The 25,426-nt window shown below is 62.5% G+C and carries 30 protein-coding genes and 1 pseudogene; 16 read left to right on the top strand and 15 right to left on the bottom strand.

Features of this window, described 5'->3' with window-relative positions; all coding sequences use genetic code 11:
* Window positions 1–48: 48 nt before the first annotated feature.
* Both EV286_RS10605 and rpmB read right to left on the bottom strand, forming a co-directional pair.
* Window positions 49–684, bottom strand: coding sequence for a queuosine precursor transporter (locus EV286_RS10605; protein WP_132957008.1), 636 nt, complete (start codon window positions 682–684; stop codon window positions 49–51).
* Window positions 685–798: 114 nt separating this feature from the next.
* The gene (gene rpmB, locus EV286_RS10600) at window positions 799–1,098 is read right to left on the bottom strand and encodes a 50S ribosomal protein L28 (protein ID WP_132957007.1); all 300 of its coding nucleotides are present in this window, start codon (window positions 1,096–1,098) and stop codon (window positions 799–801) included.
* A 237-nt stretch (window positions 1,099–1,335) separates the two neighbouring features.
* Between rpmB and EV286_RS10595 the strand changes: the two genes are divergently transcribed.
* Both EV286_RS10595 and EV286_RS10590 read left to right on the top strand, forming a co-directional pair.
* The gene (locus EV286_RS10595; RefSeq protein ID WP_132957006.1) at window positions 1,336–2,109 is read left to right on the top strand and encodes a DUF3108 domain-containing protein; all 774 of its coding nucleotides are present in this window, start codon (window positions 1,336–1,338) and stop codon (window positions 2,107–2,109) included.
* A 28-nt stretch (window positions 2,110–2,137) separates the two neighbouring features.
* Window positions 2,138–2,995 (top strand): annotated as a pseudogene (locus EV286_RS10590) (EamA family transporter); the annotation flags it as partial.
* 50 nt (window positions 2,996–3,045) lie between these two features.
* Here the strand turns inward: EV286_RS10590 and EV286_RS10585 are convergent.
* Both EV286_RS10585 and gloB read right to left on the bottom strand, forming a co-directional pair.
* Window positions 3,046–3,471 (bottom strand): cupin domain-containing protein, encoded by a 426-nt coding sequence (locus tag EV286_RS10585; protein ID WP_132957005.1) that lies wholly within the window; start codon window positions 3,469–3,471, stop codon window positions 3,046–3,048.
* Window positions 3,471–4,241, bottom strand: coding sequence for a hydroxyacylglutathione hydrolase (gene gloB / locus EV286_RS10580; protein WP_132957004.1), 771 nt, complete (start codon window positions 4,239–4,241; stop codon window positions 3,471–3,473). The genes EV286_RS10585 and gloB overlap by 1 nt, the downstream gene beginning before the upstream one ends.
* A 53-nt stretch (window positions 4,242–4,294) precedes the next feature.
* On the opposite strand from gloB, the gene EV286_RS10575 reads away from it, so the two are divergent.
* The 3 genes from EV286_RS10575 (at window position 4,295) to EV286_RS10565 (ending at window position 7,222) form a co-directional block, all read left to right on the top strand.
* Window positions 4,295–5,086 (top strand): class I SAM-dependent methyltransferase, encoded by a 792-nt coding sequence (locus tag EV286_RS10575; RefSeq protein WP_132957003.1) that lies wholly within the window; start codon window positions 4,295–4,297, stop codon window positions 5,084–5,086.
* Between the two features lie 97 nt (window positions 5,087–5,183).
* Window positions 5,184–6,293, top strand: coding sequence for a histidinol-phosphate transaminase (gene hisC, locus EV286_RS10570; protein ID WP_132957002.1), 1,110 nt, complete (start codon window positions 5,184–5,186; stop codon window positions 6,291–6,293).
* The gene (locus EV286_RS10565; protein ID WP_132957001.1) at window positions 6,290–7,222 is read left to right on the top strand and encodes a prephenate/arogenate dehydrogenase family protein; all 933 of its coding nucleotides are present in this window, start codon (window positions 6,290–6,292) and stop codon (window positions 7,220–7,222) included. Before hisC ends, EV286_RS10565 begins: the two co-directional genes overlap by 4 nt.
* Before the next feature lie 6 nt (window positions 7,223–7,228).
* On the opposite strand, the gene EV286_RS10560 is transcribed toward EV286_RS10565, so the two are convergent.
* On the bottom strand, window positions 7,229–8,242 hold the full coding sequence (locus EV286_RS10560) for a DUF2125 domain-containing protein (protein ID WP_132957000.1): 1,014 nt from the start codon (window positions 8,240–8,242) through the stop codon (window positions 7,229–7,231).
* Window positions 8,243–8,292: 50 nt separating this feature from the next.
* Here EV286_RS10560 and EV286_RS10555 point away from each other — a divergent pair, with 50 nt between their 5' ends.
* Window positions 8,293–8,856, top strand: coding sequence for a gamma-glutamylcyclotransferase (locus EV286_RS10555; RefSeq protein WP_132956999.1), 564 nt, complete (start codon window positions 8,293–8,295; stop codon window positions 8,854–8,856).
* Here the strand turns inward: EV286_RS10555 and EV286_RS10550 are convergent.
* The 4 genes from EV286_RS10550 to ftsE all read right to left on the bottom strand — a co-directional run bounded on the left by EV286_RS10550 (window position 8,847) and on the right by ftsE (window position 12,213).
* Entirely contained in the window at window positions 8,847–9,647 is an 801-nt protein-coding gene (locus EV286_RS10550) for a 1-acyl-sn-glycerol-3-phosphate acyltransferase (RefSeq protein ID WP_132956998.1), read from the bottom strand. The two genes, EV286_RS10555 and EV286_RS10550, sit on opposite strands and share 10 nt — an antisense overlap.
* 99 nt (window positions 9,648–9,746) lie before the next feature.
* Entirely contained in the window at window positions 9,747–10,457 is a 711-nt protein-coding gene (locus EV286_RS10545; RefSeq protein ID WP_245500678.1) for a YdcF family protein, read from the bottom strand.
* Between the two features lie 84 nt (window positions 10,458–10,541).
* A complete protein-coding gene (locus tag EV286_RS10540; protein ID WP_165932821.1) occupies window positions 10,542–11,561 on the bottom strand; it encodes an ABC transporter permease in 1,020 nt (339 codons plus the stop codon).
* The gene (ftsE, locus tag EV286_RS10535) at window positions 11,554–12,213 is read right to left on the bottom strand and encodes a cell division ATP-binding protein FtsE (RefSeq protein ID WP_165932832.1); all 660 of its coding nucleotides are present in this window, start codon (window positions 12,211–12,213) and stop codon (window positions 11,554–11,556) included. Before ftsE ends, EV286_RS10540 begins: the two co-directional genes overlap by 8 nt.
* 180 nt (window positions 12,214–12,393) lie before the next feature.
* Between ftsE and EV286_RS10530 the strand changes: the two genes are divergently transcribed.
* The 3 genes from EV286_RS10530 (at window position 12,394) to EV286_RS10520 (ending at window position 14,272) form a co-directional block, all read left to right on the top strand.
* On the top strand, window positions 12,394–13,110 hold the full coding sequence (locus EV286_RS10530; RefSeq protein ID WP_245500677.1) for a hypothetical protein: 717 nt from the start codon (window positions 12,394–12,396) through the stop codon (window positions 13,108–13,110).
* A gap of 58 nt (window positions 13,111–13,168) precedes the next feature.
* The gene (hpt, locus tag EV286_RS10525; protein ID WP_132956994.1) at window positions 13,169–13,711 is read left to right on the top strand and encodes a hypoxanthine phosphoribosyltransferase; all 543 of its coding nucleotides are present in this window, start codon (window positions 13,169–13,171) and stop codon (window positions 13,709–13,711) included.
* Window positions 13,712–13,912: 201 nt separating this feature from the next.
* Window positions 13,913–14,272, top strand: coding sequence for a response regulator (locus EV286_RS10520; protein ID WP_132956993.1), 360 nt, complete (start codon window positions 13,913–13,915; stop codon window positions 14,270–14,272).
* A 14-nt stretch (window positions 14,273–14,286) separates the two neighbouring features.
* On the opposite strand, the gene EV286_RS10515 is transcribed toward EV286_RS10520, so the two are convergent.
* The 4 genes from EV286_RS10515 to argH form a co-directional block, all read right to left on the bottom strand.
* Window positions 14,287–16,941 carry a TIGR02302 family protein gene (locus EV286_RS10515; protein WP_132956992.1) on the bottom strand — a complete coding sequence of 885 codons (2,655 nt, stop codon included), beginning with the start codon at window positions 16,939–16,941 and terminating at the stop codon, window positions 14,287–14,289.
* 268 nt (window positions 16,942–17,209) lie between these two features.
* Window positions 17,210–18,478 carry a diaminopimelate decarboxylase gene (gene lysA / locus EV286_RS10510; protein WP_132956991.1) on the bottom strand — a complete coding sequence of 423 codons (1,269 nt, stop codon included), beginning with the start codon at window positions 18,476–18,478 and terminating at the stop codon, window positions 17,210–17,212.
* 12 nt (window positions 18,479–18,490) lie between these two features.
* Window positions 18,491–18,685 carry a lipoprotein gene (locus EV286_RS10505; RefSeq protein ID WP_132956990.1) on the bottom strand — a complete coding sequence of 65 codons (195 nt, stop codon included), beginning with the start codon at window positions 18,683–18,685 and terminating at the stop codon, window positions 18,491–18,493.
* A gap of 93 nt (window positions 18,686–18,778) precedes the next feature.
* Window positions 18,779–20,182 carry an argininosuccinate lyase gene (gene argH, locus EV286_RS10500; protein ID WP_132956989.1) on the bottom strand — a complete coding sequence of 468 codons (1,404 nt, stop codon included), beginning with the start codon at window positions 20,180–20,182 and terminating at the stop codon, window positions 18,779–18,781.
* Between the two features lie 27 nt (window positions 20,183–20,209).
* Here argH and EV286_RS10495 point away from each other — a divergent pair, with 27 nt between their 5' ends.
* From EV286_RS10495 to EV286_RS10465, 7 genes are all read left to right on the top strand, one after another.
* Complete coding sequence (locus EV286_RS10495; protein WP_132956988.1) at window positions 20,210–20,872, top strand: TlpA disulfide reductase family protein; 663 nt, start codon at window positions 20,210–20,212, stop codon at window positions 20,870–20,872.
* A 256-nt stretch (window positions 20,873–21,128) separates the two neighbouring features.
* The gene (locus EV286_RS10490) at window positions 21,129–21,452 is read left to right on the top strand and encodes a metalloregulator ArsR/SmtB family transcription factor (protein ID WP_132956987.1); all 324 of its coding nucleotides are present in this window, start codon (window positions 21,129–21,131) and stop codon (window positions 21,450–21,452) included.
* Entirely contained in the window at window positions 21,449–21,859 is a 411-nt protein-coding gene (locus EV286_RS10485; protein ID WP_132956986.1) for an SRPBCC domain-containing protein, read from the top strand. The genes EV286_RS10490 and EV286_RS10485 overlap by 4 nt, the downstream gene beginning before the upstream one ends.
* 52 nt (window positions 21,860–21,911) lie before the next feature.
* A complete protein-coding gene (locus EV286_RS10480) occupies window positions 21,912–22,370 on the top strand; it encodes a DUF1801 domain-containing protein (protein ID WP_245500676.1) in 459 nt (152 codons plus the stop codon).
* Between the two features lie 76 nt (window positions 22,371–22,446).
* Window positions 22,447–22,881, top strand: a complete 435-nt coding sequence (locus EV286_RS10475; RefSeq protein ID WP_132956984.1) for a DUF1801 domain-containing protein — start codon at window positions 22,447–22,449, stop codon at window positions 22,879–22,881.
* Between the two features lie 44 nt (window positions 22,882–22,925).
* Entirely contained in the window at window positions 22,926–23,147 is a 222-nt protein-coding gene (locus tag EV286_RS10470) for a hypothetical protein (RefSeq protein WP_132956983.1), read from the top strand.
* Between the two features lie 291 nt (window positions 23,148–23,438).
* A complete protein-coding gene (locus tag EV286_RS10465; protein ID WP_132957512.1) occupies window positions 23,439–23,747 on the top strand; it encodes a hypothetical protein in 309 nt (102 codons plus the stop codon).
* Between the two features lie 36 nt (window positions 23,748–23,783).
* On the opposite strand, the gene EV286_RS10460 is transcribed toward EV286_RS10465, so the two are convergent.
* Both EV286_RS10460 and EV286_RS10455 read right to left on the bottom strand, forming a co-directional pair.
* The gene (locus tag EV286_RS10460) at window positions 23,784–24,410 is read right to left on the bottom strand and encodes a hypothetical protein (RefSeq protein WP_245500675.1); all 627 of its coding nucleotides are present in this window, start codon (window positions 24,408–24,410) and stop codon (window positions 23,784–23,786) included.
* A 123-nt stretch (window positions 24,411–24,533) separates the two neighbouring features.
* The gene (locus EV286_RS10455) at window positions 24,534–25,328 is read right to left on the bottom strand and encodes a DUF899 domain-containing protein (RefSeq protein ID WP_132956982.1); all 795 of its coding nucleotides are present in this window, start codon (window positions 25,326–25,328) and stop codon (window positions 24,534–24,536) included.
* Between the last annotated feature and the right edge of the window lie 98 nt (window positions 25,329–25,426).

The following is a 25,426-nucleotide window of genomic DNA, read 5'->3' as shown; positions in this document are numbered from 1 at the left end:
ACCATCCGCAGCGCCGCCGCGGATGGTGACCTGACCCAGGTCCGTGCGTCAGGCAGCCCGGATAGGCTGCATCGGCTTCAGCACGTTCATCAGCGCGCCATAGGGCAGCAGCATGACGAGGCCGACGATCATCTTCACCGAGAAGTCGCCGATCGCCCAGGAGATCCAGCGCGGAGCCTCTGCGGACAGGATGCCGAGGATCGGCGCCTGTTCGAGCGCGAAGGGCTCGTTCGGGCCGAGGAAGACGAAGAAGGCGGCAAAGGCGAAGGAGAAGAACATCAGCGTGTCGAGCGCCGAGCCGATCAGGGAGCCGACGAGGGGTGCCCGCCACCAGGCCTGCCGGCGCAGGCGGTTGAAGACCGAGATGTCCAGAAGCTGGCCGGCAAGATAAGCCGAACCCGAGGCGATCGCGATGCGCGGAACGGCCGTGAAGAACGACAGGCCGACGCCGACCACGAAGCCTGCAAAGACAACGCGGCGCGCGGCCTTCGGGCCGAACTGCCTGTTGGTGAGGTCGGTGATGAGGAAGGCCACCGGATAGGTGAAGGCACCCCAGGTGAGGATGTCACCCAGCTGGATGCCGAACAGCTCGCCGTTCAGCGGAAACTGGACGAGAAAGTTCGACGCGACGACGACGAGCGTCATCAGGAGAACGTAGGCAAGGGTAAAGCGGGTCATCTGCATTTTTTTATCCTGGGTGATGCCACCAGTTGGAGAAGCGAACCGGCAAAGCAAAAGGCTTGTCCGGATGTCTCCGTGCAAGCCTTTGAAGCCGTATGAAAGAAGATCAGTCGAAGCTTAGGCAGCTACTGCAGCTTCGGCGGTCTTCTTGACGATCTGACGGCGCAGCAGACGAGCGCGCATCGACAGTTCGTTCTCGCTAGCCTTCAGCAGGAAGGCATCGAGGCCACCGCGATGCTCGACGGTACGAAGGGCCGCAGCCGAAACACGAAGACGGTAACGCTGGCCGAGCGCGTCGGAAATCAGCGTAACCTGGCACAGGTTCGGAAGGAAACGGCGCTTGGTCTTGTTGTTGGCATGGCTGACATTGTTGCCAACGAGGACGGCCTTGCCGGTCAATTCGCACACGCGAGACATGGAACACCTATTCTTGTTTTTCTAGGCCACTGAATTACATTGCCCGGACAAAGCCCGGTTCGCAATCCAACAGGCCATGATTGGAAAGTTGCGGTTCTATAGTCAGAGGTGCGGTCCGCGTCAAGCCAAACCTTGGCCTTTCCCGCAATTCTGTCAAAAACAGCCTGTTTTCTTAGCTTTCCGGCCAGCGTATAAACGGGCTGTCCAAGTCGCGGTCCAACCTAAAGGCATTCCGCAATGAGTCAAACAGGAAAACGCCTTCTTATCGCGACGGTCGCGACGCTCGTGGGCCTTGGCGCCCAGGCGAAGGAGGTCCAGCACGAGACGAGATACACCGTGGCGCTCGCCGGGCTTCCCATCGCCAGGGCGGCTTTCCGTACCCAGATAGAGGATGACAAGCGCTACACGATTGCCGGCGACATCAATTCGGCGGGCCTTGCCAACCTGCTGACGACGCTTTCCGCCAAGACCGTCGTCGACGGCGTCATCCAACGCAACAAGATGCAGGCATCGCGCTACTGGCTCTATTACAAGAGCGGCAAACGGGCGCGCACCTACGAGGTCCAGTATCGCAATGGCGACGTCTCCTCGACGACGATGAAGCCGGATCGCAAAAGACCGGATTCCTGGATCCCCGTGACGAAGGATGACTTGCGCTCGGTGCTCGATCCGATCTCCGGCCTGATATTCATGACTGATGCACGCATCTGCCAGCAGACGCTGCCGATCTATGATGGCGAGACGCGAATGGATCTTGTCCTCTCGCCGAAGGGATCGCGTCCGTTCTCGACGGATGGTTTCTCCGGCGAGGCGCTCGTCTGTAGCGTCCGCTTCGTGCCGAAATCGGGCTACAAGAAAGATCGCGACGATTACGAATATCTGAGCAAAAGCAATCGGATGGAGATCTGGTTTGCCAAATCCGATGCCGCGAATGTATATGCACCTGTCTATGCCAGGATCCCGACGCAATACGGGCCGGTGACGATTACCGCCGTCAAGTACGGCAGCTAGCGGGGCGGGGACCCCGCAAGGGGGCAGCGTGAAGCTTCGGGCGACTTTGATCGGATTCTCGGCGATCCTCATGTGGTCGTTCCTGGCGCTCTTCACCGCTGCCTCTGGCCAGGTCCCGCCGTTCCAGCTCTCCGCCATCTGCTTTGCCATCGGCAGCCTGCCGGGCATCGTCACCTTTATCGTCAGGCCTGAACGGCTCGTCCTTCTTCGCCAGCCGGCGAAGGTCTGGATCATCGGCATCGCCGGGCTCTTCGGCTATCATTTCCTCTATTTCACCGCGCTCCGGAACGCGCCGGCCGTTGAGGCGGGCCTGATCGCCTATCTCTGGCCGCTTCTCATCGTCGTCGGCTCGGCGCTGCTACCGGGTGAAAAGCTGCGGTGGTATCATGTAATCGGTGCGCTCCTGGGGCTCGCCGGAACCATCCTCATCGTGGGACGCAATGGCGTCGATTTCGACGGTGCCTATGCGGTCGGCTATGGCGCGGCGTTCCTCTGCGCCTTCACATGGTCGGGCTATTCGCTGCTGACGCGCCGCTTCGATGCCGTCTCCACCGATGTCGTGACGGGCTTCTGCCTTGCAACCTCAATCCTGTCGCTGCTCTGCCACCTCGCCCTCGAGACGACAACCTGGCCGAACGGCGCTTTCGAATGGCTTGCGGTGCTGGGGCTCGGGCTCTTCCCGGTCGGGGCCGCCTTCTATGCCTGGGATCATGGCGTGAAGAATGGCGATATCCAGATCCTCGGCGCGGCGAGCTATGCCGCGCCGCTGATGTCGACCCTGATCCTCACGCTGTTCGGTTTTGCCGAGCCGAGCTGGCGCATCGCCGCCGCCTGCCTGCTGGTGACGGGCGGCGCGGTACTCGCCGCCCAGGAGATGTTCCGGCGCAGGAAAGGACGAGTTCGGCCGCGCGGGCCGAGCGGGCCGTCTGAGGTTCGTCAGCCTGCCTTGGGCGCCCAGTTCGGTGACGCCATCTCGAAGCTGGCGAATTCGAAGCCCGGCGCGACCGTGCATCCGACGAGGGTGAAATCCCCGAGCGACTCGGCTGCCTGCCACCAGTCCGCGGGAACCACGGCCTGCGGGCGCTCTCCCTTGAGGATATCGGAGCCCAGCACGAGCGTCTCCGGCTCCTTGCCGTCCTCGGCCCGATGGAGGGCGAGCGGCGCACCGAGATAGTGGTGCCAGACCTCTGCCGCATCGCGCACGCGATGCCAGTGCGAACGCTGGCCGGCTTCGAGGAGATAGTAGATCGCCGTCGAATGAGCGCGCGTGCCCTCGGTCGCGTCGCGGAACGTCTCGACGTACCAGCCGCCCTCCGGATGCGGCTGCATCCCGAGTTCCCGCACGATATCCCCTGCCTTCATCAGAAATTGTCCTTGCGCTTGCGGATCTCGGCAAAGACATCCTCGTTGCTGCGGCTCTCCATCAGCAGGTTGCGGCGGATCGAGGGGTCGGCGGCGCGCAGGAAGGGGTTGGTCTCCTTTTCGAGCCCGAGCGTCGTCGGGATCGTGAACTTGCCCTCCGCCCTTATCGCCTCGATTTCGGCAGCCCGCGATTTCAGGCGCTCGTTATCAGGATCGATCGTCAGCGCAAAGCGTGCGTTGGATAGGGTGTATTCATGGCCGAAATAGATGGCCGTTTCGTCGGGCAGTGCCGCAAGTTTCTGCAGCGAATGCCACATGTCGACCGCTGCCCGCTCGAAGAGCCGCCCGCAGCCGAGCGCGAAGAGCGTGTCGGCCGAAAACAGCAGCTTGTCGTCGACGAAATGGTAGCAGACATGGCCAGCCGTATGGCCGGGCGTCTCGATGACGTCGACCGTATGTCCCGCAAATTCGAAGCTGTCGCCATCGCCGACCGCGCGGTCCAGACCGGGAATGGCGACCGCCTCGTTGATCGGTCCGATGATCTCGCAGCCGAACTGCTCCTTGAGCGCAAGATTGCCCTCGACATGGTCGGTGTGGTGATGGGTCGTGAAAATATGGCTGATCTCCCAGCCGCGGCGGTTGGCGGCTGCCAGAATCGGACCCACTTCCGGCGCGTCGATGCAGGCGGTCTGGCCCGTCTCGGGGTCGTGGACAAGAACGCCGTAATTGTCGGAACGGCAGATGAAAACTTCTATTTCCAAAGGCTTCATGTTGAGAAATACCCTTTCCCGCGTGACCTATGGCCAATGTAGAGGCTTCGCCCTTGAAGTCCAATTGCCGCCTGATAACATTTGCCGCGATGCATACCGATATCGTCGATCTCCGCGAATTCTATCACTCCGAGCTCGGGCATTTTGCCGAGCAGTCGATTGTCATGGCCCTGTCCTCCCTGTGGGTGCGCCTTCCGGAGGAGCGGCTGGTGGGGCTCGGCTATGCCGTCCCATTCCTCGATCGGTTCCGGGCGGACACGGAGCGCACCTTCGCCTTCATGCCCGCGGGCCAAGGGGCCGTGAACTGGCCGGTCGGTGCGCTTTCGGCGACGGCGCTCGTTTTCGACGAGGAACTGCCGCTGCCGGATTCCTCTATAGATCGCGTGCTGATGGTGCATTCGCTCGAATTTGCCGAAAGCCCGCGCGAAACGCTGAAGGAGGTCTGGCGGGTGCTCGCGCCGGGAGGGCGGCTTGTCATCGTCGTGCCGAACCGCCGCGGCGTATGGGCGCGCATGGAGCATACGCCCTTCGGTTCGGGGCGGCCCTATTCGCGTAGCCAGTTGACCGCGCTCCTGCGCGAGACGAATTTCACGCCGGGGGCGAGCGCGGAGGCGTTGTTCTTTCCGCCGTCGAAGCTCAGGACCGTCTTGCGGCTGCGCGGCGCCTTCGAGCGTGTCGGACGGGCGCTCTGGCCCGCCTTTTCCGGTGTCATCGTCGTCGAGGCGCAGAAGCGTCTCTATCAGGGCCTTCCGGTTGCGGCGCGCGCGTCACGCCGCGTCTTCGTGCCGGTCCTCGCGCCCGGCGGCGTGCGCACGACGCGCGGGCATGCCGTGTCCGGACGGTAGACCTGCCCACCCGCTTGCGCACTCGACAAATCTGCGTTTCCGCTTTAATGCGACAGCATATTTCGGCCGCTTGGCCGGCGCATCCAAGGTCGATCCGATGAGTATTGAGATTAGCAAGCCCGTTCCGCGTCCCGGTATACTCGATATCGCCACCTACGTGCCGGGCAAGGCTCATGCGCCGGGTGTTGCGCGCGTGTTCAAGCTGTCCTCCAACGAAACGCCCTTCGGCGCCAGCCCCAAGGCGCTCGAGGCCTTCCATGCGGCTGCCGATCATATGGAGAAATACCCCGACGGTCAGGCGAAGGAGCTTCGGAGCGCGATCGCTGCCGTCCACGCGCTCAATCCCGACAATATCCTGTGCGGCAACGGTTCGGACGAGTTCTTCAACCTGCTCTGCCACGTCTATCTCAGTCCGGGCGACGAAGGCATCGTCACCGAGCACGGCTTCCTGATCCACAAGATCCAGATCATGGGCGCAGGTGCTGTGCCGGTCGTGGTGAAGGAGAAAGATTGCACGGTCGATGTCGACGCGATCCTCGCCGCCGTGACCGAAAAGACGAAGATCGTCTTCATTGCCAATCCCGGCAATCCGACCGGAACCTATGTGCCTGTCAACGAAATCCGCCGCCTGCAGGCCGGCATGCCGAGGCATGTCATCCTGGTGCTGGACGGTGCCTATGCCGAATATGTCCGGCGCAACGACTACGAGGCCGGCATCGAGCTTGTCTCGTCGAATCCGAATGTGGTGATGACCCGCACGTTCTCGAAGATCTACGGCCTTGCCGCGATCCGCATCGGCTGGATGTACGGCCCTATCGACATCGTCGATGCGCTCGACCGGGTGCGCAGCCCGTTCAACCTCAACAAGGCGGCGATTGCCGCCGGCGCGGCCGCCATGCGCGACCAGGCATTCATCCAGCAGGCCATCTCGTTCAACCAGCTCTGGATCGAGAAGATGACCAGCGCGCTGGAGAGCATCGGACTGAGGGTCACGCCTTCGGTCACCAATTTCATCCTGATCCACTTCCCGGATGTCGACGGCAAGCGCGCAGCCGAGGCCGATGAGTTCCTGACGAGCCGCGGCTACGTGCTGCGTGCCGTGAGTGCCTACGGCTTCCCGAATGCGCTGCGCATGAGCATCGGGGCGGAAGAGGCCAATCGCGGCGTCATCGAGACGCTCGGCGAATTCATGGGACGGAAGGCATGACGAACGTGCAGTTTGAACGCATCGCACTGATCGGTATCGGCCTGATCGGATCGTCGATCGCCCGCGACATCAAGGAGCTCGGCCTTGCAAACGAGGTCGTGGTCTCGACCCGAAGCCCGGCGACCTTGAAGCGGGCCGAGGAACTCGGCCTCGGGGACCGCTATACCCTTTCAGCGGCCGAAGCCGTCGAAGGGGCGGATCTCGTCGTCGTGTCCGTTCCGGTCGGTGCATCGGGCGAAGTCGCGAGCGAGATCGCGCCGCACCTGAAGGCGGGGGCAATCGTCACCGATGTCGGCTCGACGAAGGCCTCGGTCATCGCGCAGATGCAGCCGCACATGCCGGAGCATGTCCACTTCATCCCTGGTCATCCGATCGCCGGTACGGAAAAGTCGGGTCCGGATGCCGGCTTCCCGGGGCTCTTCAGGGGCCGCTGGTGCATCTTCACGCCGCTTCCCGGCGCCGACAAGGCGGCAATCGCCAAGCTGCGCCACTTCTGGGAAACGCTCGGTTCGAACGTCGACGAGATGGATGCCGAGCATCATGACAAGGTTCTCGCCATCGTCTCCCATCTGCCGCATATCATCGCCTACAACATCGTCGGCACGGCGGACGACCTGGAGACGGTCACGGAATCGGAAGTCATCAAGTATTCGGCCTCGGGTTTCCGTGACTTTACCCGCCTTGCTGCATCCGATCCGACGATGTGGCGGGACGTGTGCCTGCACAACAAGGACGCTCTTCTGGAAATGCTTGCGCGCTTTTCCGAGGACCTCGCCTATCTGCAGCGTGCGATCCGCTGGGGCGAGGGCGACAAGCTGTTCGAGCTCTTCACCCGCACCCGGGCGATCCGCCGCTCGATCGTAGAGGCCGGGCAGGATGTCGACGCGCCGGACTTCGGCCGGCACGCTCTCGACCCGAAGAGGCCCTGAGGGCGCTCAGATCGGCGGCAGCGAGCCGAGCGGGATGAAGCCGTTGAGCGAGATCTGCCCGCGGTCGACCCTGAGATCGACCGAAACCTTGTCGCCGCCGGCAGCCAGCGCCTTGAGCAGCTTGCCCGCCATGTCGATCGTCGGCGCCAGCCCGGGGAAGACCTGCTTCAGGCTGTCGCGCCAGGGATCAAGCTGCTGGATCTCCAGCCGGAACTGGCCGGAGAGATAACCGCTATCGTCAAAAGAGAAGGGGCCGCTCAGCGTAATGATGCGCCCCTCGCCGATATCGGCGACCACCTTGTGCAGCGCCCCCTTCGATCCATAGAGCCCCTTGCCGTCGTCGCTGCCGTCGATCAGGCCGGCCTTTCCAGTGAGCGTCGCGTCGGCACTTGCTGTGAGCGCTGGAAAGACCTGCGGAAAGTCCTTCACTACCGTGTTCGAGTTCTCGACGGTCACGGCAGCATCGAGGTTGCCCTCGTTCTGCCGCAGATGGATTTCGGTGCGGGCAGCGTCGACATTGAAGGTCTGGTTGGTAAAGGCGGACACGATGGTCGCCTTCAGGTTCTCGATGACGGTGGACGTCCGCTCGACGCCGGTGAGCCTGGTAACCAGGCTTGACTGCAGGTTCGACCATTCGGCCGAGACCGTCAGCCCGTGGGCGGTGCGGATTTCCGCCGGCGAATCCAGCTCCCAGACGATGTGACCAGGTGCATAGACCTGCGCCGCGGAGCGCAGGTTGCCGAAGGATGCCGAAACGCCGTTCCTGTGGTCGTCGATCTGTACGCTGGAGCAGAAGAGGCCGATGCGGAAAGGAAAGCCGCGGAATGCGATATCGGAGCATTGTCCGGTTATCGCGGCAGTATCCTGCTTGCCGAGCGCCTTCAGGACGCTATCCTTCAACAGCGAGGCGGCGTAGAACCACCCCGCCGTATAACCGCCTATGACGAGAACGATGGCGAGGCCGAGCAGCCAGATCTTCTTGCTCACGCCGGAATAGCTGCCCTGGCTTGACGCTGCCATGATGTTCTCCAATGGTGATTTGCATTAGTGATATCGATTTGGCGTTGGATATGGACGAATTTTGGGTGTTTGGCTACGGATCGCTGATGTGGAATCCGGGCTTTGTCTATGTCGAGCGCGTCGAGGCGCAGATCTTCGGATATCGCCGGTCGCTTTGCGTGCGCTCCTGGGTCCATCGCGGCACGCAGGAGAAGCCGGGGCTTGTGCTCGGGCTCGACCGCGGCGGCTCGTGCCGCGGCATGGCTTTCCGGGTCACGCCGGACCGGACGCCCGAGGTTCTTGGCTATCTGAGAGAGCGGGAACTGGTGACCAATGTCTATCTGGAGCGTTCCCTGCCGCTGTGGCTTGCCGGTGGTCGCCGGGCGAAGGCGGTCGCGTATGTTGTAGATCGCGCGCACCCGCAATATGCCGGTGCACTCGACGCCGCACACGCAGCTGAGGTCGTCGGCACCGCGATAGGCCAGTCAGGGCCGAACGACGCCTATCTCTTCAACACGCTGACGCATCTGAAGGAAATGGGCATACGCGATCGTTGGCTCGAAAGCGTCGCCAACGACGTTACGCGCATGCGTGCGGGTGTCCATCGGCCCGAAGGCTTGCCCCGTCAGGCCTGAGCGGCTTTGCTCGCTGCGCCGAGTTCTGCAAGGCGGCGAGCAGCGGTCGGCGGCAGCGGCAGGTTGGGGTTTCTCTCGGCGGTATCGACGAGCAGTTCGTCGCTTGCCTTCTCCGTAACCTCGATCAGGCGGGCGAAGAAGGCGTCGGGGTCCATTCCCGGCTCGATCGGCGGCAGGATGCGCACCTTGAAGTGGCCGGGATAACGTCCGAATTTGCGCCGCGGCCAGAAAAGCCCGGGATGCATGGCGACGGGGACGACCGGAATGCCGAGATCGCGGTACATGCGGGCGATGCCGTACTTATAGAGCGGTTCGGCGCCGGGCGCTCGCCGCGTGCCTTCGGGATAGATGATCAGCTGACGGCCCGTCGCAAGCTCGGCCCGCGTCCGCGCCAGCACCTCTACCATTACCTTGCCGCGCGCGCCGCGATTGACCGGGATCATGCGCTGCTTCATCGCGTACCAGCCGAAGAGGGGGATCCACATCAGTTCGCGCTTGAGGATGTAGACCGGATCGTCGAGCCAGGGCAGCAGCGCATAGGTATCCCAGAAGGACTGGTGCTTCGGTGCTACGATGTAGCTTCCCGCGGGAATGTTCTCCAATCCCTCTATTTCAAAGCTCGTGCCGACGATCTTCTCCATCAGCCAGTGGTTGGAGAGCGCCCAGTTCTTGGGGACCGAATAGGCCTTCTTGCGCGGCGACAGGAAATAGACCGGCGAAAGAATGATCATCCGCAGGATCAGGTTGGCATAGAAGAGTGCATTGAAGAGAATGGAGCGAAGAACGATCATGGGCTTTCCTGTGCGGCGTTCGCAAGAAATGCTCAGTCCGCCTCGGTGTGCCTACACGATATTGCGTAGAAGCAAAAGCGCTCTTGCGCGCCCCTGGCTTCAGGGGCCTTTCTCGGCCGTGGTCGTCTCCGAGCGCAGCCCGGCATGCCTGCCGAAGCCGGTCAGGTTGCGTGCGCTCGCCAGGAGGACCTTCCCGTATTCGGCAAGCATCACGCGCATGGCGTTCGGGTCGCTGAACCAGTTCTTCGTCTTCAGGTCCGAGTTGACCACCGGATAGGCGATGAACTCGGTCTCGGGGTCGACGTATCTGAGCTCGGAGAGGCTGCGCGGCATATGGTAGTTGTTGGTGACGACCAGCACCGTCTTGTAGCCGCGGCTATGGATCCAGTTCACTGCCTCGCGCGCGTTGCCGATCGTGTCGAGCGCGTCGTAGCCGATGTCGATGCAGCAGGAGAAAAGCTCAGCGGGCCCCTGCGTCATCTTGCGGATCTGATTGGGCGTTGTCGAAGGATGCGCGCCGGAAATCAGCAGACGCTTGCCGGCGCCGTCGCGCAGCAGGTCTACGGCCTGGTCGATGCGCTGGTAGCCGCCGGTCAGCACGACAATGGCGTCTGCCTTCGGCTTGGCCGGTGGCCTCATGGTCGAAATCGAATCGGCAAATCGCAGGAAGCCGCCGAAGACGATTGCCGCAACAAGTATCGAGGCAAAGCCTCCCCAGCGCAGGACACGACGAAGCAGGCTCCGCCGCGCGGGCGGCTCGCCTCGAAAACGGCTACGCCTCGGCAAAGGGCGAATCATCTTGCTCGTCATCTGGCCCATTGTCATGAATCGTGATTATACGCAGATTGCGGCAAGGACCAGACTGTTTAATGGCAAAACGATCCGACTATGGCGTCAATTCGGCACTCCGTCCGAGCGCGCCGGATCGGACCGCAGCAGGTCGATCTCGTAGATGGTGCGCATGACGGTGAGCCTCGCCGTCAGCGTCGTCAGGAGCGCAATGACGATCATCGTCGCCAATATGCCGAGATAGCCGAGCACGCCCACCGAAAACGTGCCGAAAAGCGCTGTCGCCTGGTCGGTCTCGGGCGTTGCCAGCGTGCGGCTCTGCAGCAGGCCGGCGAGAGCGAAGAACAGCGCGGCAAGGGCGCTGCCCGCAGCCGATCCCTTCAGGCTTATCTTCAGGAAATGCTTCTGGAATTCCGTCGCCACGAAGGAGCTTTCCGCGCCGACGAAATGCAGCACCTCGACGATATGGCGGTTTCCGGAAAGGGCACCGCGGGTGGCAAAAATCACTGTCAGGACCATCGCCGTGAAGACAAGCAGGAGGATGCCGGTGCCGATCATTACCGTCGTATGGGCCATGGAAACAAGGCGGTCGACCCAGGTGCGGTGATCGTCCAGGAAGGCCTGCGGGATCGTGTTCTCGAGAAGCGCGCGCATCGCCTCGAAATCCGGCGGGTGGTTCTCGTCGATGGTGATGACGACCAGGCGCGGCACGGGCAGTTCCTTCAGGTCGAGGTTCGTCCCCAGCCACGGCTCCAGCAGGCGGGCCGTCGCTGCATCGTCGAGTATCTGGCCGGTCTTCGTGCCGACGAATGTCAACGCCAGGTCGCGCGCCTGGTTGAGCGCCTTTTCCATGTCGAGATTGTCGTCGGGCTTGATCTGGATGGTGATCTCGCGGGAAATCTGGCTTTCCCAGCTCGCCGCGGTCGATCGCACCATGCTGACGGCGCCGAGCGTCAGGCAGGCGAGGAAGGCCATGATGGCGATGACGACGATCAGCGCGTTGCCCTGGATGTTCGAGGGCGGCACGATCGGCGCCGTCGGCCGCACACGCATCTCCGGCCGCTTCTGTTGTGCGGGTGCTGCCTTCGCGGCGCTTCCGTTTCTGGTCGTGGCCGGGTCAGTCATAGATATCGAGATGACCCTCCGATAAAATCATGCGGCGGGCTTCGACCTGTTCCATTAGCCCAAGGTCGTGGGTCGCGATCACGACGGCCGTTCCGAGCCGGTTGAGCTCCATGAACAGATTGAGCAGACGCTTCGCCATCGGTGGGTCGACGTTGCCCGTCGGTTCGTCGGCAAGCAGGATTTCGGGGCGGTCGATCAGCGCGCGGGCGATCGCGGCACGCTGCTTCTCGCCGCCGGAAAGCACGGGCGGCAGCACGTTGATGCGCTCGCCGAGGCCGACCCATTTCAACAGTTCCAGCACGTCCGTGCGGTAGGAACCCTCGTCCTTTCCGCGCACGCGCAGCGGCAGGGCGACATTCTCGTAGGTCGTCAGGTGGTCGAGGAGACGGAAATCCTGGAAGACGATGCCGACACGGCGGCGCAGCAGCGGCAATTCCGGCCGCGGGATTTCGGAGATGTCGCGGCCGAACATGCGGATCAGGCCCCGCGTCGGCTGCAGCGACATGAACAGCAGGCGAAGCAGCGTAGTCTTGCCGGCGCCGGAAGGACCGGTCAGGAACTGGAACGACTTCTTGGGAATATCGAATGTCAGGTCCCGGAGGATCTCCGGTCCCATGCCATAGCGCAAACCGACATTCTCGAAATGAATCAACGCCCCGCTCGGTCTTTCATGGTTCATATGAGCCGGCTTGTTAAGCAAATCCATTAACAAGCCGTAAAATCTGCCAGAAAGATGCCTGTTTCGTGGCGATCTTTGCGAAGCATTAACCATTAAAATTTACGACTGAGCAGGATTCGTTTCAATGCCAGATTTCGTAGAGGCACTGAAACCATGTGGACACCGAAGAGGGACGTCATCATGGGTGCATTCCGCTACAAGGCTCAGCAGCAGCAACTTCGTTACGACTTTCTGCCGCCCGAACGCAAGCCGTCGTTTCGTCCGTCGAGACGACCCACAGAAATCGCGGACGCGGAATTCGTCGTCATCGGCAAGGGGAGCCCTGATGCGGCCCCGAAAGCGCGTCGTGCCGACGCGCGCAGGCCCTTGCCGCGAACCATGACTGCATGTCAACCTGCTGCGCTTGCGCTCTTGGCGGCGTGTGTGGAGGCATCGGAGCGCTGGCTGCAGCGTGCCTCATCCAGTACCTTCGCAGCATTTGTCGGCGCACTGTTCATTCTGGTGTTCGGCCTGATGGGCGGCTTCTCGGCGCTCTCCAGCGGGCCCGCCGAGGCCGCCTCTTCGGGTGATCCGGTGCATTTCACCCATGTCAGCCTGACGCCGCAAGATGCAAACGGCATGAGGGCGCTGCTGATCAACGGCATCGTCGAGAACGCGAGCGAAGTTCAGCAACCCTTGAGGCAAATCCGGGCCGATCTCCTCTCCGGCAATCGGCTCGTTGCGAGCGTCGTAATTGCGCCGCCAAGCGATGTCATTGAAGCCGGGCAAAGCAGGGGATTTTCCACGAGGCTGCAGCATCCCGGTGGAAAAACGCTGGATGTGCGGCTTTCGTTCATGCCAGAGGCTGCCTGCACATCGCAATTGTGCTAACGCCCTAGCTTGACCGCGACGGTCCCGTGCCGTCCCGAACCCGAGAAGGAAGCCCTGAATGCCCGTTGTGCGCGGAAAGAATATCGAGCCGCTGTTTACCGCCGAGCAGATCGCCGAGCGCAACCGGTCCATGGCCGTCGATATCGCCAACGGACCGACCAAAGACCTTCTCGTCATAGCGGTTCTGAAGGGTTCTTTCATCTTCGCAGCCGATCTCATCAGGTCGCTTCACGACAGCGGCCTTGCACCGGAGGTCGAGTTCATCACGCTGTCGAGCTATGGCCGCGGTACCGTCTCCCAGGGCGTCCGCATCATCAAGGACATCGACAGCGACGTGAAGGACCGGGACGTGCTGCTGATCGACGACATCCTGGAGTCCGGCCGCACGCTGCTCTTTGCCAAGGAGCTGATGTATGAGCGCGGCGCCCGCAACGTCACCATCGCTGTTCTCCTCGACAAGAGCGTAAAGCGCGAGGAGAAGCTCGAGGCCGATTACGTCGGTTTCGAATGCCCGGACTATTTCGTCGTCGGCTACGGCATGGACGTGAACTATGCCTTCCGCGAGCTTCCCTTCGTCGGTGTCGTCACCGGCGACGCCTGAGGGCATCGGGTCAGGTCGTTCCCCCGCCGCGCGTTGCGGTTAAGACGGGGACCCCGGACACTGGGCGCCATGACCCATTCCGGGACGGCCATGAAGACGGCTTGTTAACCACGACGCCCGAACAAGCCGGCCGTTTACCGATCGCAAAGGAAAGTCTGGTGATTTGCCTGCGGGGCATGACAGACGGAGCGATGGATACTCATGGCAAGAATTCTGATCACGGAAGACGAAGATTCTCTGCGCGTGTTCGTGGCCCGGGCCTTGCGTCTCGACGGGCATGAGACGGAAGAGGCGGCCGACGGCGCCGAGGGCCTGGAGAAGCTGAAGGCCGGCAGCTACGACCTGCTTCTTTCAGATATCCGCATGCCTGTCATGGACGGCATCGAGCTCGCGCACCAGGCGTCGTCGAGCTTTCCGGGGCTCAAGATACTGCTGATGACCGGCTATGCCGAGCAGCGTGAACGCGCCGACGACTTGATGACGAGGGTCGTCGACGTCGTTTCGAAGCCGTTCGCCTTGCCGGATATCCGCAAGGCCGTGGCGCGCGCGCTCGCTGCGTGATCGGAGCCTGATGGCTACCTGATGTCGAGCAGGCGCTCCAGATAGCGCCGCTCCATTTCCTGGGGCGGATTGTTTCCGAGCCTTTCGCGGATCGCGTCCAGGATCTCACGGGCGCGCTGCACATCGATCTCGTCGGGCACTTTCACCTGATCGCCGAAATCGGGGCCATCCGCCCGGCGCGGCCGGCCTAGGGGATCGCGGCCGCCCTGGTTGCCCTGTCCGACCTGGCCTTGCGGCCCCTGTCCCTGCTGGCCCTGCTGCTGCGCCTGCATCATCTGGTTCATCATGTCGCGCGCGCCCTGGCGCAGCGCTTCGAGCGCCCGGCCCTGGCCCTGGACGGCGCTCTCGCCGCGCCCCTGGCCAAGCTCGCCGGCGGCACCTTCCATCTCGCGCTGTGCCTGGCCGAAGCCCTGGCCGGGCTTCATGCCCATCTCGCCCAGTTTCTTCTGCAATTCGCCGAGCTGCTTCCCAAGTGAATCCTGCTGCTGGCGCAGTTGTTTCAGGGCTTCGCGCAGCTGCTCGGCAGTCATCTGGTCGGTCGGGGACTGCCCCTGCTGGCCCTGCTGCTGCTGTTGTCCCTGTTGCTGCTGCTCGTCCTGCTGGCCGTCCTGGCTCATGTCGGGGTCGCCGAGCTGCATGCGGTCCCGCAGCGCCTGGTCTAGGCGGAAGGTCTCCTCCATCAGCTTCTGCTGGTCGCGCATGATCTCGCCGAGCTTGTCTATCTGCTTGCGCATCGGACTGTTGTCCTGGCCCTGCTGACCTTGCTGTGGCCGGCCCGCCTGCAGGTTGTTCATCATGCGCTGCAGTTCGGAGAGCATCTGTTGGGCGGCGTCGCGATTGCCTGAGCGGGCGAGGTTCTCGATCTGGTCGAGCATGCGTTCCAGGTCCTGCTGGCGCAGGAAATTCTCGGCGTTCTGGTTCGGCTGCATCGGCGCATTCTGCATGCGCTCGGCAAGCTCGGCCATGTATTCCTGCATGGCCTTGCGCAACTCGTCCATGAGCTTCTTGATCTCTTCATCGCTGGCGTTGCGCTCAAGCGCGTCGGCGAGATTCTGCTGCGCATCGCGCAGCTGCCGCTCGGCGAGCGAGAGATCGCCGTCCTCCATGCCAAGCGCGATTTCCCAGAGATATTCCGCCGTATCCTTCAGCGCTTCATCGCCCTTGGCAAGCTTCATGCGGGCGAGTGCGGATTGCAGCAGCAAATAGTTCGTGAGATTCGGGATCGTCTCGTCGGCACGGATCGTCAGGGCCTCGTTGAGGGCGATTGCCTCTGGCATCTTGCGCGTATCGAGCGAGAAAACCTGCCGCTCCTCGACGACGGCACCGGCCAGCGGTTCGTTGAAGTTGCGCCCGGGCAGCACCATTTCATGCGGCGCGCTGCGGCCGGTCTGGCCGGCTGCGTCCTTCGCCACCAGCGTGATCCGTACGCGCTTGCCGGCAAGCGGGTGCTCCGAGAGGTTCCTGCTCGTCAGCCCCTTGGCGTTGCGGGCATTGCGGCGCGGTATGTCCAGCTTGAACTCCGGCGGCGGGTAGAGCGGCGTTGCGGAGGTATCGTTGTCCACGGCCACAATCTCGGCATGAGCCTCCTGCACGCCGTAATCGTCCTTGGCGGTGAAGCCGATTTCGAGAGCGCCGTTCACGCTCCTGCGCGGCATGCCGTTGAAGGCGATTTCCGGCGGCTCGTCGGGGATGACGTCGAATGACCATTCGCGGCCGTTCACGCTCATCGAGCCGCTTTCCTGGAGCTTCATGATGTGGGTATGGGCGGCAAGCGTGGTCGCGGCAGCCGACTCGGAGGCGTCTGGCGGCGTCACGGTTGCTGCGGGCACCCCTGGCGTGGCCGACGGCGTTCCAGGGGGCTTCTCCTGCGAGGGTACTTCAGCCGTCTGGCCGTTCGCGGCCTTGCGGAAGATCACCTTGCTGTCCGCTTCCCCGCCGCTCACGCGCACGGTCAGGTCCGAAAACTGCGGTATGCCGATCGGCCCCTGAGGCTCGGAGCCGGTACCCGTGAGGTAGATCGGCGCGCGTCCCGTATAGCCGGGCGGCGTCACCCAGGCGTCGATGCGTACCTCCGGGTTCGAAACCGTCACGACACGCTGCTGGAATGCATCCGTGATCGAGCCGGCACTGTTCGAAAGCGAATAGCCGAAGGCGATCGTCACCAGCAGCGCCGGGATGGCGCGCAAGGCAAAGCGGTCGTGATTGGCGACGTCAGGCCGTGGGAAACCGGCATCGAGCGTGGCGATCTTCTCCGCCATGCGCCGCTGGTGCTCCTGCCACAGCGTGCGGGCGAAGGGCGTATCGAGGACCGGTTCCTCTTCCTGTACCGTCACCGGTTGGTGTGGCAGGCCGTTGCGCTCCTCCAGCATCCGGTCTGCCTGAGCGGCGGTCGGCCAGCGAAGACGGCGGAAGGGTACGAGAACCGCAACCGCACCTACCAGGAAGGCGGTGAGCAGAAGCAGGCGCGCCCAGTCCGGGGCCACCCTGAAGAAGCCGAACCAGGCAACCGAGAGATAGAGGGCGATGAGTGCGAAAACGGGCAGGAGCAGCGGAAGGACCTGCTCCGATACGAGCACCAGACGGGCGAAGAGCCGCTTTGCCGCAACGAGACGGGCCAAAGACGGCCGAGACGCAAAAGCGCCTTTCTTCTCGCTGCCGGAGCCGTTCATCACTACAGTCTCCCGATGTTGCGTTGCAAAAACATAGCGCCCCGGGCGACCGCGAGGCAATATGCTCGTCGCTCAAAGATAACATTCATTGTGGCGAAGGCGAGGGCAAGGTCCGGAACAGGCCCGTTTTTCACGTTTGCATCGCTAAATTGTGATCGCGCGACGTGATGCGTCCCTAGATTTTTCAAGCTTGCTTGTCGCGCTCCTGGCTCTCGTCCGCAGGCATGTCTTGGCCCCGAAAGCGGTTCCCACCTTCGGGAGACCCGCGTCAGGCGAGCCAGTCCGGAACGGAATCGAGGCCGATGAGGTCCTCGTAGGTCGGTCGCGGACGGATGACGTGGAACTCCGAGCCCTTGACCAGCACTTCCGGCACCAACAGTCGGCTGTTGTAGGTCCCGGCCTGAACCGCGCCATAGGCACCGCCTGAACTGATTGCCACGAGGTCGCCGGGCTTGGGCATCGCCATCTCGCGGTCGAGCGCCAGGTAGTCGCCGGTTTCGCAGACAGGGCCGACGACGTCGGCCTTGATGCGCGGCGCATTCGCAGCCGTCACGACGACGGGGCGGATTTCGTGATAGGCCTCGTAGAGCGTGGGACGGATCAGGTCGTTCATCGCCGCGTCCACGATGACGAAGGTCTTCTCCCCGCCATCCTTCACATAGATGACCTCGGTCACGAGGATCCCTGCATTGCCGACGATCAGCCGGCCCGGCTCGGCTATGATCTTGCAGTCGAGGTCGCGAAGCTGCTTCTTGACGATGTTCGCATAGACCTCGGGAGCCGGCGGCGGATTGTTGTCGTCGCGGTAGGGTATGCCGAGGCCGCCGCCGATATCGACGTGATGGATCGTGTGGCCTTCGGCCCGCAGCGTGCCGACCAGCTGGTGCAGCAGCCGGAAGGCATCTTCGAACGGCTGCAGCTCGGTGATCTGGCTGCCGATATGCATGTCGATGCCGGTCACCTCGATGCCGGGCAGGCTCGCCGCCCGTGCATAGACGTTGCGCGCACGCTCCCAGGAGATGCCGAACTTGTTTTCCTTCTTGCCGGTCGAGATCTTCGCATGGGTGCGGGCATCGACATCAGGGTTGATGCGGAAGGAGACGGGCGCTCGCTTGCCGGCCTTGACGGCACGCTGGTTGAGGATTTCCAGTTCCGGCTCGGATTCCACGTTGAAGCAGTAGATGCCGGCTTCCAGTGCATAGTCCATCTCGCGGGCGGTCTTGCCGACGCCGGAGAACATGATGCGGCTGGCCGGAATGCCCGCGGCGAGCGCGCGACGCAGCTCACCCTCGGAAACGACGTCCACGCCAGCGCCGAGGCGGCCGAGCGTCCTCAGCACTGCCTGGTTGGAATTGGCCTTCATGGCGTAGCAGACCAGCGCGTCCACGTCGGCCAAGGCTTCGGAGAAGACGCGGTAGTGGCGCTCGAGCGTCGCGGTCGAATAGCAATAGAAAGGTGTGCCGACAGTCTTTGCGATATCCGGCAGCGGAACATTCTCCGCATAGAGGATGCCGTCACGATACTGGAAATGGTTCACGGACGTATGGCCTTAGAGAAGTGGGTCGAGGAAGAAGCGCTTGTCCTGTGTGCCGGGCTGCTGCACCGGCTTCGAAACGTCGCCACCCTTGGTCGCCGCCGCGCTCGGCGGCTCGAGGTCTCCCTTGCGGCCGCATCCGGCAACGGCGAGACCGGCGAGCGAGAGCACGACGGTCAGACGGATGAGCTGCGGAAAACTGGTCGGCATCGGTATCCTCTTATCGGGAAAGGCGGCTGAGACGGACCTTCATAGCGAAGTTTCTCCGCCTTGTGCACCCCGATTGTTCTGATCGTCTGTGGGTCAGTTGCGCGCGCGCCAGTAGGCGATCTGCTTGCGCACTTCCGAAGGCGCGGTGCCGCCGAAGCTCTTGCGGCTGGCCACAGACGCCTCGACCGTCAGGACCTCGTAGACCTTGTCGGTGATTGCCGGGTTGATTGCCTGCAATTCGGCGAGCGGCAGCTCGGAAAGATCGCAACCCTTGGTCTCGGCAAGCGCCACAGCATGGCCCGTCACGTGATGGGCGTCGCGGAAGGGAAGACCGGCTTCGCGCACCAGCCAGTCGGCGAGATCGGTCGCGGTCGAATAGCCGGAGCCGGCCGCTGCCTTCATGCGCGCCGTGTTGATCGTCAGGTCGCGGACCATGCCGGTCATGGCGGCGATCGCCAGTTCAAGGCTTTCGGCAGCATCGAAGACCTGCTCCTTGTCTTCCTGCATATCCTTGGAATAAGCGAGCGGCAGGCCCTTCATGATGGTCAGGAGGGCAATCAGCGAGCCGTTGATGCGGCCGGTCTTGGCGCGCACCAGTTCGGCTGCGTCCGGGTTCTTCTTCTGCGGCATGATCGAGGAGCCGGTCGAAAACGCATCCGAGAGCCGCACGAAGCCGAACTGCGGCGTCGACCAGATGACGATCTCTTCGGCAAGGCGCGACAGGTGCATGCTGCAGATAGCCGCGATCGACAGGAATTCGATGGCGAAATCGCGGTCGGAAACGGTGTCGATCGAGTTGCGGGTCGGCTCGCGGAAGCCGAGCGCCTTGGCGGTCATGTGCCGGTCGATCGGATAGCCGGTGCCGGCGAGCGCTGCAGCACCGATCGGGCTTTCATCAAGATGCTCGATCGCATGGCGCACGCGCGAGCGGTCGCGGCCGAACATTTCGACATAGGCCATGCAGTGATGGCCGAAGGTCACCGGCTGGGCGGTCTGCAGGTGCGTGAAGCCCGGCATGACGCTTTCGGCGTGCTCTTCGGCACGGTCGAGGAACGCCGCGATCAGGTCCGTCAGCATCTTCTCGGTCTTTTGCAGCTCTTCCTTCACCCAGAGGCGGAAGTCGAGCGCCACCTGGTCGTTGCGCGAGCGGGCGGTGTGCAGGCGTCCGGCAGCCGGTCCGATCAGGGTCGCGAGCCGCGCCTCGACATTCATGTGGATGTCTTCGAGCCGGCGCGAGAATTCGAACTTGCCGCCTTCGATTTCTGACAGGATCGTGTTTAGCCCTTGAACGATCTTGTCCTTATCCTCGGCGGAAATGATCCGCTGCTGGGCAAGCATCGTGGCATGGGCGATCGAACCGCGGATATCCTGGGCAAAGAGCTTCTTGTCGAAATCGATCGAGGCATTTATTTCCTCCATGATCGCATCGGGGCCGGAGGCGAAGCGTCCGCCCCACATCTGGTTTGAGGATTTGGTGTCCTTTGTGCCTTCAGCCATGAAAGATGCCCGTCCTGGAGAATGGAAATGACGACAAGAAGGCCTCTTCGGCTGCCATCCCTGAAACTGATCGCGATCGCAGCCATTGCGGGCATCGTTGCCGGTGCGGCAGCGGTATACGTGAAGGAGATGGGTTATGGCAATGGCGGCGGCGAAGCCGTGGCCGCCGAATGCGAGGCCGCAAAGGAACGTGCCGTCAGCCTCACTCCGTTCATGAAGGGCGATGTCGCCGCGATGGTCGCGGCAAACCAGCCGAAAAAGCTCCAGACGGTCGCCTTCACCGGGCCGGATGGCAAGCCGATGACGCTGGAAAATTTCGCCGGCAAGACCGTGCTTCTCAATCTCTGGGCCACTTGGTGCGTGCCTTGCCGCGAGGAGATGCCGGCGCTGAACGCGCTCGAGAAGGCTCTCGGCAGCGACAAGTTCCAGGTCGTGCCGATCAACATCGACACGGGCGACGACGAAAAGCCCAGGAATTTTCTCACGGATACCGGCGTCGACGCGCTCAAGCTCTATCGCGACAACACGATCGGCGTGTTCAACAGCCTGAAGAAGGAGGGCCTCGCCTTCGGCCTCCCGGTCACCCTGCTCCTCGACGAGAAGGGCTGCCTTATCTCCGCGATGAACGGCCCGGCCGCCTGGGACAGCGGCGATGCCAAGGCCCTGATCAAAGGCGCCATAGGGTTGTGAGGCGCAGGGCCGAAATCGGCCCGACTTCGGCACCGAGATAAAGCAGCGCCTGCGGACTTCGCGCTGCCGCGGCGCTCGCGTGCGGAATCGCGCCGCCGAACGAGCGCGCGCTTCATCCTGTAGGTGCAATACGAACAGAACGAAGGCCTCGCTGCGGACGATGACATTTTCCGCGGGGTCATCGACGTTCCCACTTGACTTATTCATACCTCGCTGGCTATACGTCAATCAATAGCCAGCGAGGTATGAATTCCAGGTGTCGAACGCTCACGACGTGCTCTTCAGGACGCTTGCGGACCCGACCCGGCGGGCTCTCTTCGAACGGCTGTGCCGCGAAGGAGAGAAGACGGTCGGGGCTCTGACGGCCAGGGCCGGGGTGTCGCAACCGGTCGTCTCGAAGCACCTTGCGATCCTGAAGGGGGCCGGCCTGGTGCGCGACCGCCACGAAGGTCGCCAGACGCACTACAGCGCGCAACTCGGGGCGCTCGCCCCACTGGTCGACTGGACAAGCCAAATGGCCGGATTCTGGGAGAGCCGGTTCGACGACCTCGAAAATTTGCTCAAAAGGATGGATCAATGACCGAAACGTCTATCGAAACACTCTCCGTCATCGTGGAACGGCAGGTCGCTTTTCCGCCGGAAAAGATCTGGCGGGCGCTTACGCAACCGCACCTGATCGCAGAGTGGCTCATAAAGAACGACTTCAAGCCTGTCACCGACCACCGTTTCAAGCTGAGCGCGGACTGGGGCGCCGTCGAGTGCAAGGTCCTGGAAGTCGAGCCGAACAAGACGCTGTCCTACACATGGGATGGCCATGGTCTCGAGAGCGTCGTCACCTGGACTCTCACGCCGACGAGCACGGGCACCCACCTGCGCATGGAGCAATCGGGCTTCCGGCCGGACCAGCAGCAGGCCTATCAGGGCGCCAGATACGGGTGGCCGAAATTCTTTGAAAACCTGGAGCAAGTCCTGGGGCGCGCCGGCTGAACTGTGCCAACACGATTGAAAGCGAAGGTCCTGGGCTGCAATGGCGAACAAGATGTCCACCAAGCCAACGAAGGTTGCGGGAAAGTTCGCCGCCAAGCGCGGTGGTGAGAAGCCGATCCTGCTCGCGGGTGGCAATCCCCAGATCGCCAAGGCTGACGGCGACGCCCCGGTGCAGGCGTATATCGCCGCGATGCCGGGCTGGAAAAGTGCCGTTGGGCAGCGCCTCGACGCGCTGATCGTGCATACCGTCCCCGGTGTAACCAAGGCGGTGAAATGGAACTCGCCGCTCTATGGGATCGAGGGCCAGGGCTGGTTCCTCGGCATCCATTGCCTGACGAAGTACGTCAAGGTGGCGTTCTTCCGCGGCGCATCGCTAACGCCCGTCCCTCCCGTTGCGTCCAAGGACATGAACATACGCTACTTCCATATCCACGAGGACGACCAGTTCGACGAGGAGCTCGTGGCGAGCTGGATCAGGCAGGCGGCCGGACTGCCCGGCTGGATCCCGTAGCAATGGCAAGAAACACAGGCGGTCGCCATGCTTGGCCTGACCCGGCAAACACGAGGGACGAAAGGTAGAAGGCATTATGACGAAGAGCGAGGCTCCGGAGCAATCTCCATCTCGGCTGATAGACGGCAGGATCGAGGAGCTAGGCGACTGGCGGGGTGAGATGCTCTCGCGGCTGCGCGCCTTGATCAGGCAGGCGGACCCAGAAGTGGTCGAGGAGTGGAAGTGGAGAGGCGTCCCGGTGTGGGAGCATGCCGGGATCATCTGCACCGGCGAGACCTACAAGACTGCTGTGAAGATGACCTTCGCCAAGGGTGCCTCGCTGGAGGATCCTTCCGGCCTGTTCAACTCCAGCCTCGAGGGCAATACGAGGCGTGCCATCGATTTCCATGAAGGCGACAAGATTGACGAAGCGGCGTTGAAGGCGCTCATTCGCGCCGCCGTCGCACTCAACACATCTTCGGCCGCCTCGCGACGGGCGACGAAAAAAGCGTCGGCGCGTACCGGCGAGTGAGCGTTCGACCGCTGACATGCGGCGCGTTTTTGAGGGAGGTCTCATTGAATCTGAACAATTTTATCCGGCGGGCGCACCGTTGGCTGTCCATTGCTTTTACGGTGGCCGTCATCGCCAACTTCGTCGCCATGGGCCTCGGCAAACCTCCCTCTTGGGTGGTCTACTCGCCGCTGCCCCCGCTCTTCCTGTTATTGTTCAGCGGCCTGTACATGTTCGTACTGCCATATGCCGGCAGGCGGCACAGCGCTCAGCGCGCCGGCGGATAAAGGCTGAATGGGTCGCGAGCAGGCCCGATTTCCAATGCCGTTCGATTGGCCGATTTAAGCGTCGGAGCTGCACACCGGGAACGCCCGTCTGCACTCGACTTGGACTGGTGATGGTAGTAGCATAAACTCTAAATTAGAAAATATGCACATTACGACTCACGGGACCCGGCGGACGCCTGCGCCGGCAGAACTTATCTAGAGCCAATAGTTCGATTCACCTGAGGTTATCGGAGCTTTTCGATGATGGCCCATATGTCGCCTTGGAAAAGGCTGTGCATCAGAGGTGCGGCAATGCCAATCGCCGCCTGCGCGTTGCTTCAATTTCCAACCATATACAGTTCAGAAGCCCACGCGCAGGATCCGTTTGACGACTTTCCGGTTGTCATCAGCTGCGAATACAAAGAAATGCAACACGTCTACTATCTGTCGAGAGTAACGCCGGAGGGAATGGCGACCTACGTCTCCTCGGACAGTATGGCGGGCACGATTTCCTTGGACGGGAAAGCCAAGGCGGTTGGCGGATCGAACGCCGGAACTTGCGTCGGCAAGACGCTGGCGGAGCTACGAGCGTCGGGCCAGGCCCACGACCTGAAGCGTTAGCAAGCCAGCGGCAAGAGCCACGCCGTGACACGTGCCTCACGAGGACGGTATCTGCGGGTCCTGCACCAGGTAGAATTCGGGAACCGGCGTGACGTCAGTAACAAAAAAGCCGAACGCCGCCCGGTCCAGCGGATCGGCGTGACCGCTTTCGAAGCGCAGCCGATCAAAGCTCTCGAAGCGGTTCTCGAAGCGGTCGAAGCGGTTGGACGAAATGAATTTCGGATTGGGACTAGTCTGACCAAATGACAGACCGTCATCGAAGTCGCTCGGTTTGCCGCGAATCTCCTGAAGCTCGAAGTCGAACCCGATCCAGGCCAGCCCGCTCTTGTTCAGGATGACAACGCGCACATGGAAGGCACCCTGCGGAAGTGTGTGAAGTTGAATTGGCTTTGCCGCCCTGATCACCAGCGTGACGGGCGTGGCAGAGTTGAGTTCCTCGCTGATTTCGATCGGGTCGGCTTCTGTACCTGAGCCTTTGACCGACAGGATGCGGAACCCGCCAAGCTCATCGGAGAAGGAATACTCCCCGCTATACCAGCGCCCGTCGTCGGCCGGTCCGGCACTGATGAACGACAGTGCCAGCAAAGCAGCCAGAATTCGCAGGTGACGCGTCATCGCTTCGGCCCCCTTAGCGCAGTATCGCAGCGATCCGGCGAATTTCAACACAGTTGCGACGATGCGGTCGCTCGTGGTGAAAACCGGACGGTTGCGCCGTCCGGTTTGGGTGGTTTCGTGCCGTCCACTCGGTTGGCCGGAACGAGCAACAAGCGCCAGTTAAGGTCCGGTTCAGCCCTTCCTGCTTGCTTGTTCGGCCCGGAACGCCGCCTCGCCGGCCTCCGACACCTCGACCCATTTCTTGTCGGGCGCGGCGTCTGCGACGTAGCTGTCGTGCCAGTTCCACCACTTGTAGGTCGGAGTCTGGGGATAGCCTTCGGGCGAGTCCTCCCATACTTCCTGCCGGCCGAGTGGCGTGATGTCGAGATAGTTCCAGGTATTCCCCATCTGCTCGTCGCCGCGGTTGTTGATGAAATAGGTCCGGAACACGCGGTTGCCGTCGCGATAGAACACGTTCGTGCCGTGCCATTCGGCGACGCCGAAGTCGGCGTCGAAGCTATCAGTGACGGTGTACCACGGCATCTCCCAGCCCATCCGTGCCTTCAGCCGCGCGATGTCGGCCTGGGGCGCACGCGAGACGAAGGCGAGGGTCGTGTCGCGTGCGTTGAGGTGAGCGACGTGCGCGACCTGGTCCGCCACCATGGAGCAGCCCCTGCAGGCCTGGTCGGGCCAGCCGAACACTCCCGGCTCGAAGAAGGCGCGGTAGACGATCAATTGGTGCCGGCCTTCAAACAGGTCGAGCAGGCTGGTTTTGCCGGCAGGCCCCTCGAACGTGTACGTCGTCTCCACGGCCATCCACGGCATTCGCCTTCGCTCGGCGGCCAGGGCGTCACTGGCGCGGGTGTGGGCCTTTTCCTTCACGAGCAGTTGCTCGCGGGCCGTCTCCCACGCCTGCGGCGACACGACCGCCGGCGTGTGCATGCCCGGTTGCTCCCCATTCCGTTCGCTCTCGGCTGATGTAGTCATGGCTTTTGAACCTCCTCATTTGGACGAATTCCCGCGCCTTCGCCCGAAGCGTGTTGGCGTTCACTGCTGACCGCTTGTCCTCAGTCGTGAGATAGTCT

The sequence above is a fragment of the Rhizobium sp. BK251 genome (assembly GCF_004345245.1).
GTDB lineage: Bacteria > Pseudomonadota > Alphaproteobacteria > Rhizobiales > Rhizobiaceae > Rhizobium.
The sequence above is the reverse complement of the archived record's forward strand: the minus strand, read 5'-3'. Positions and strand labels throughout refer to the sequence as shown.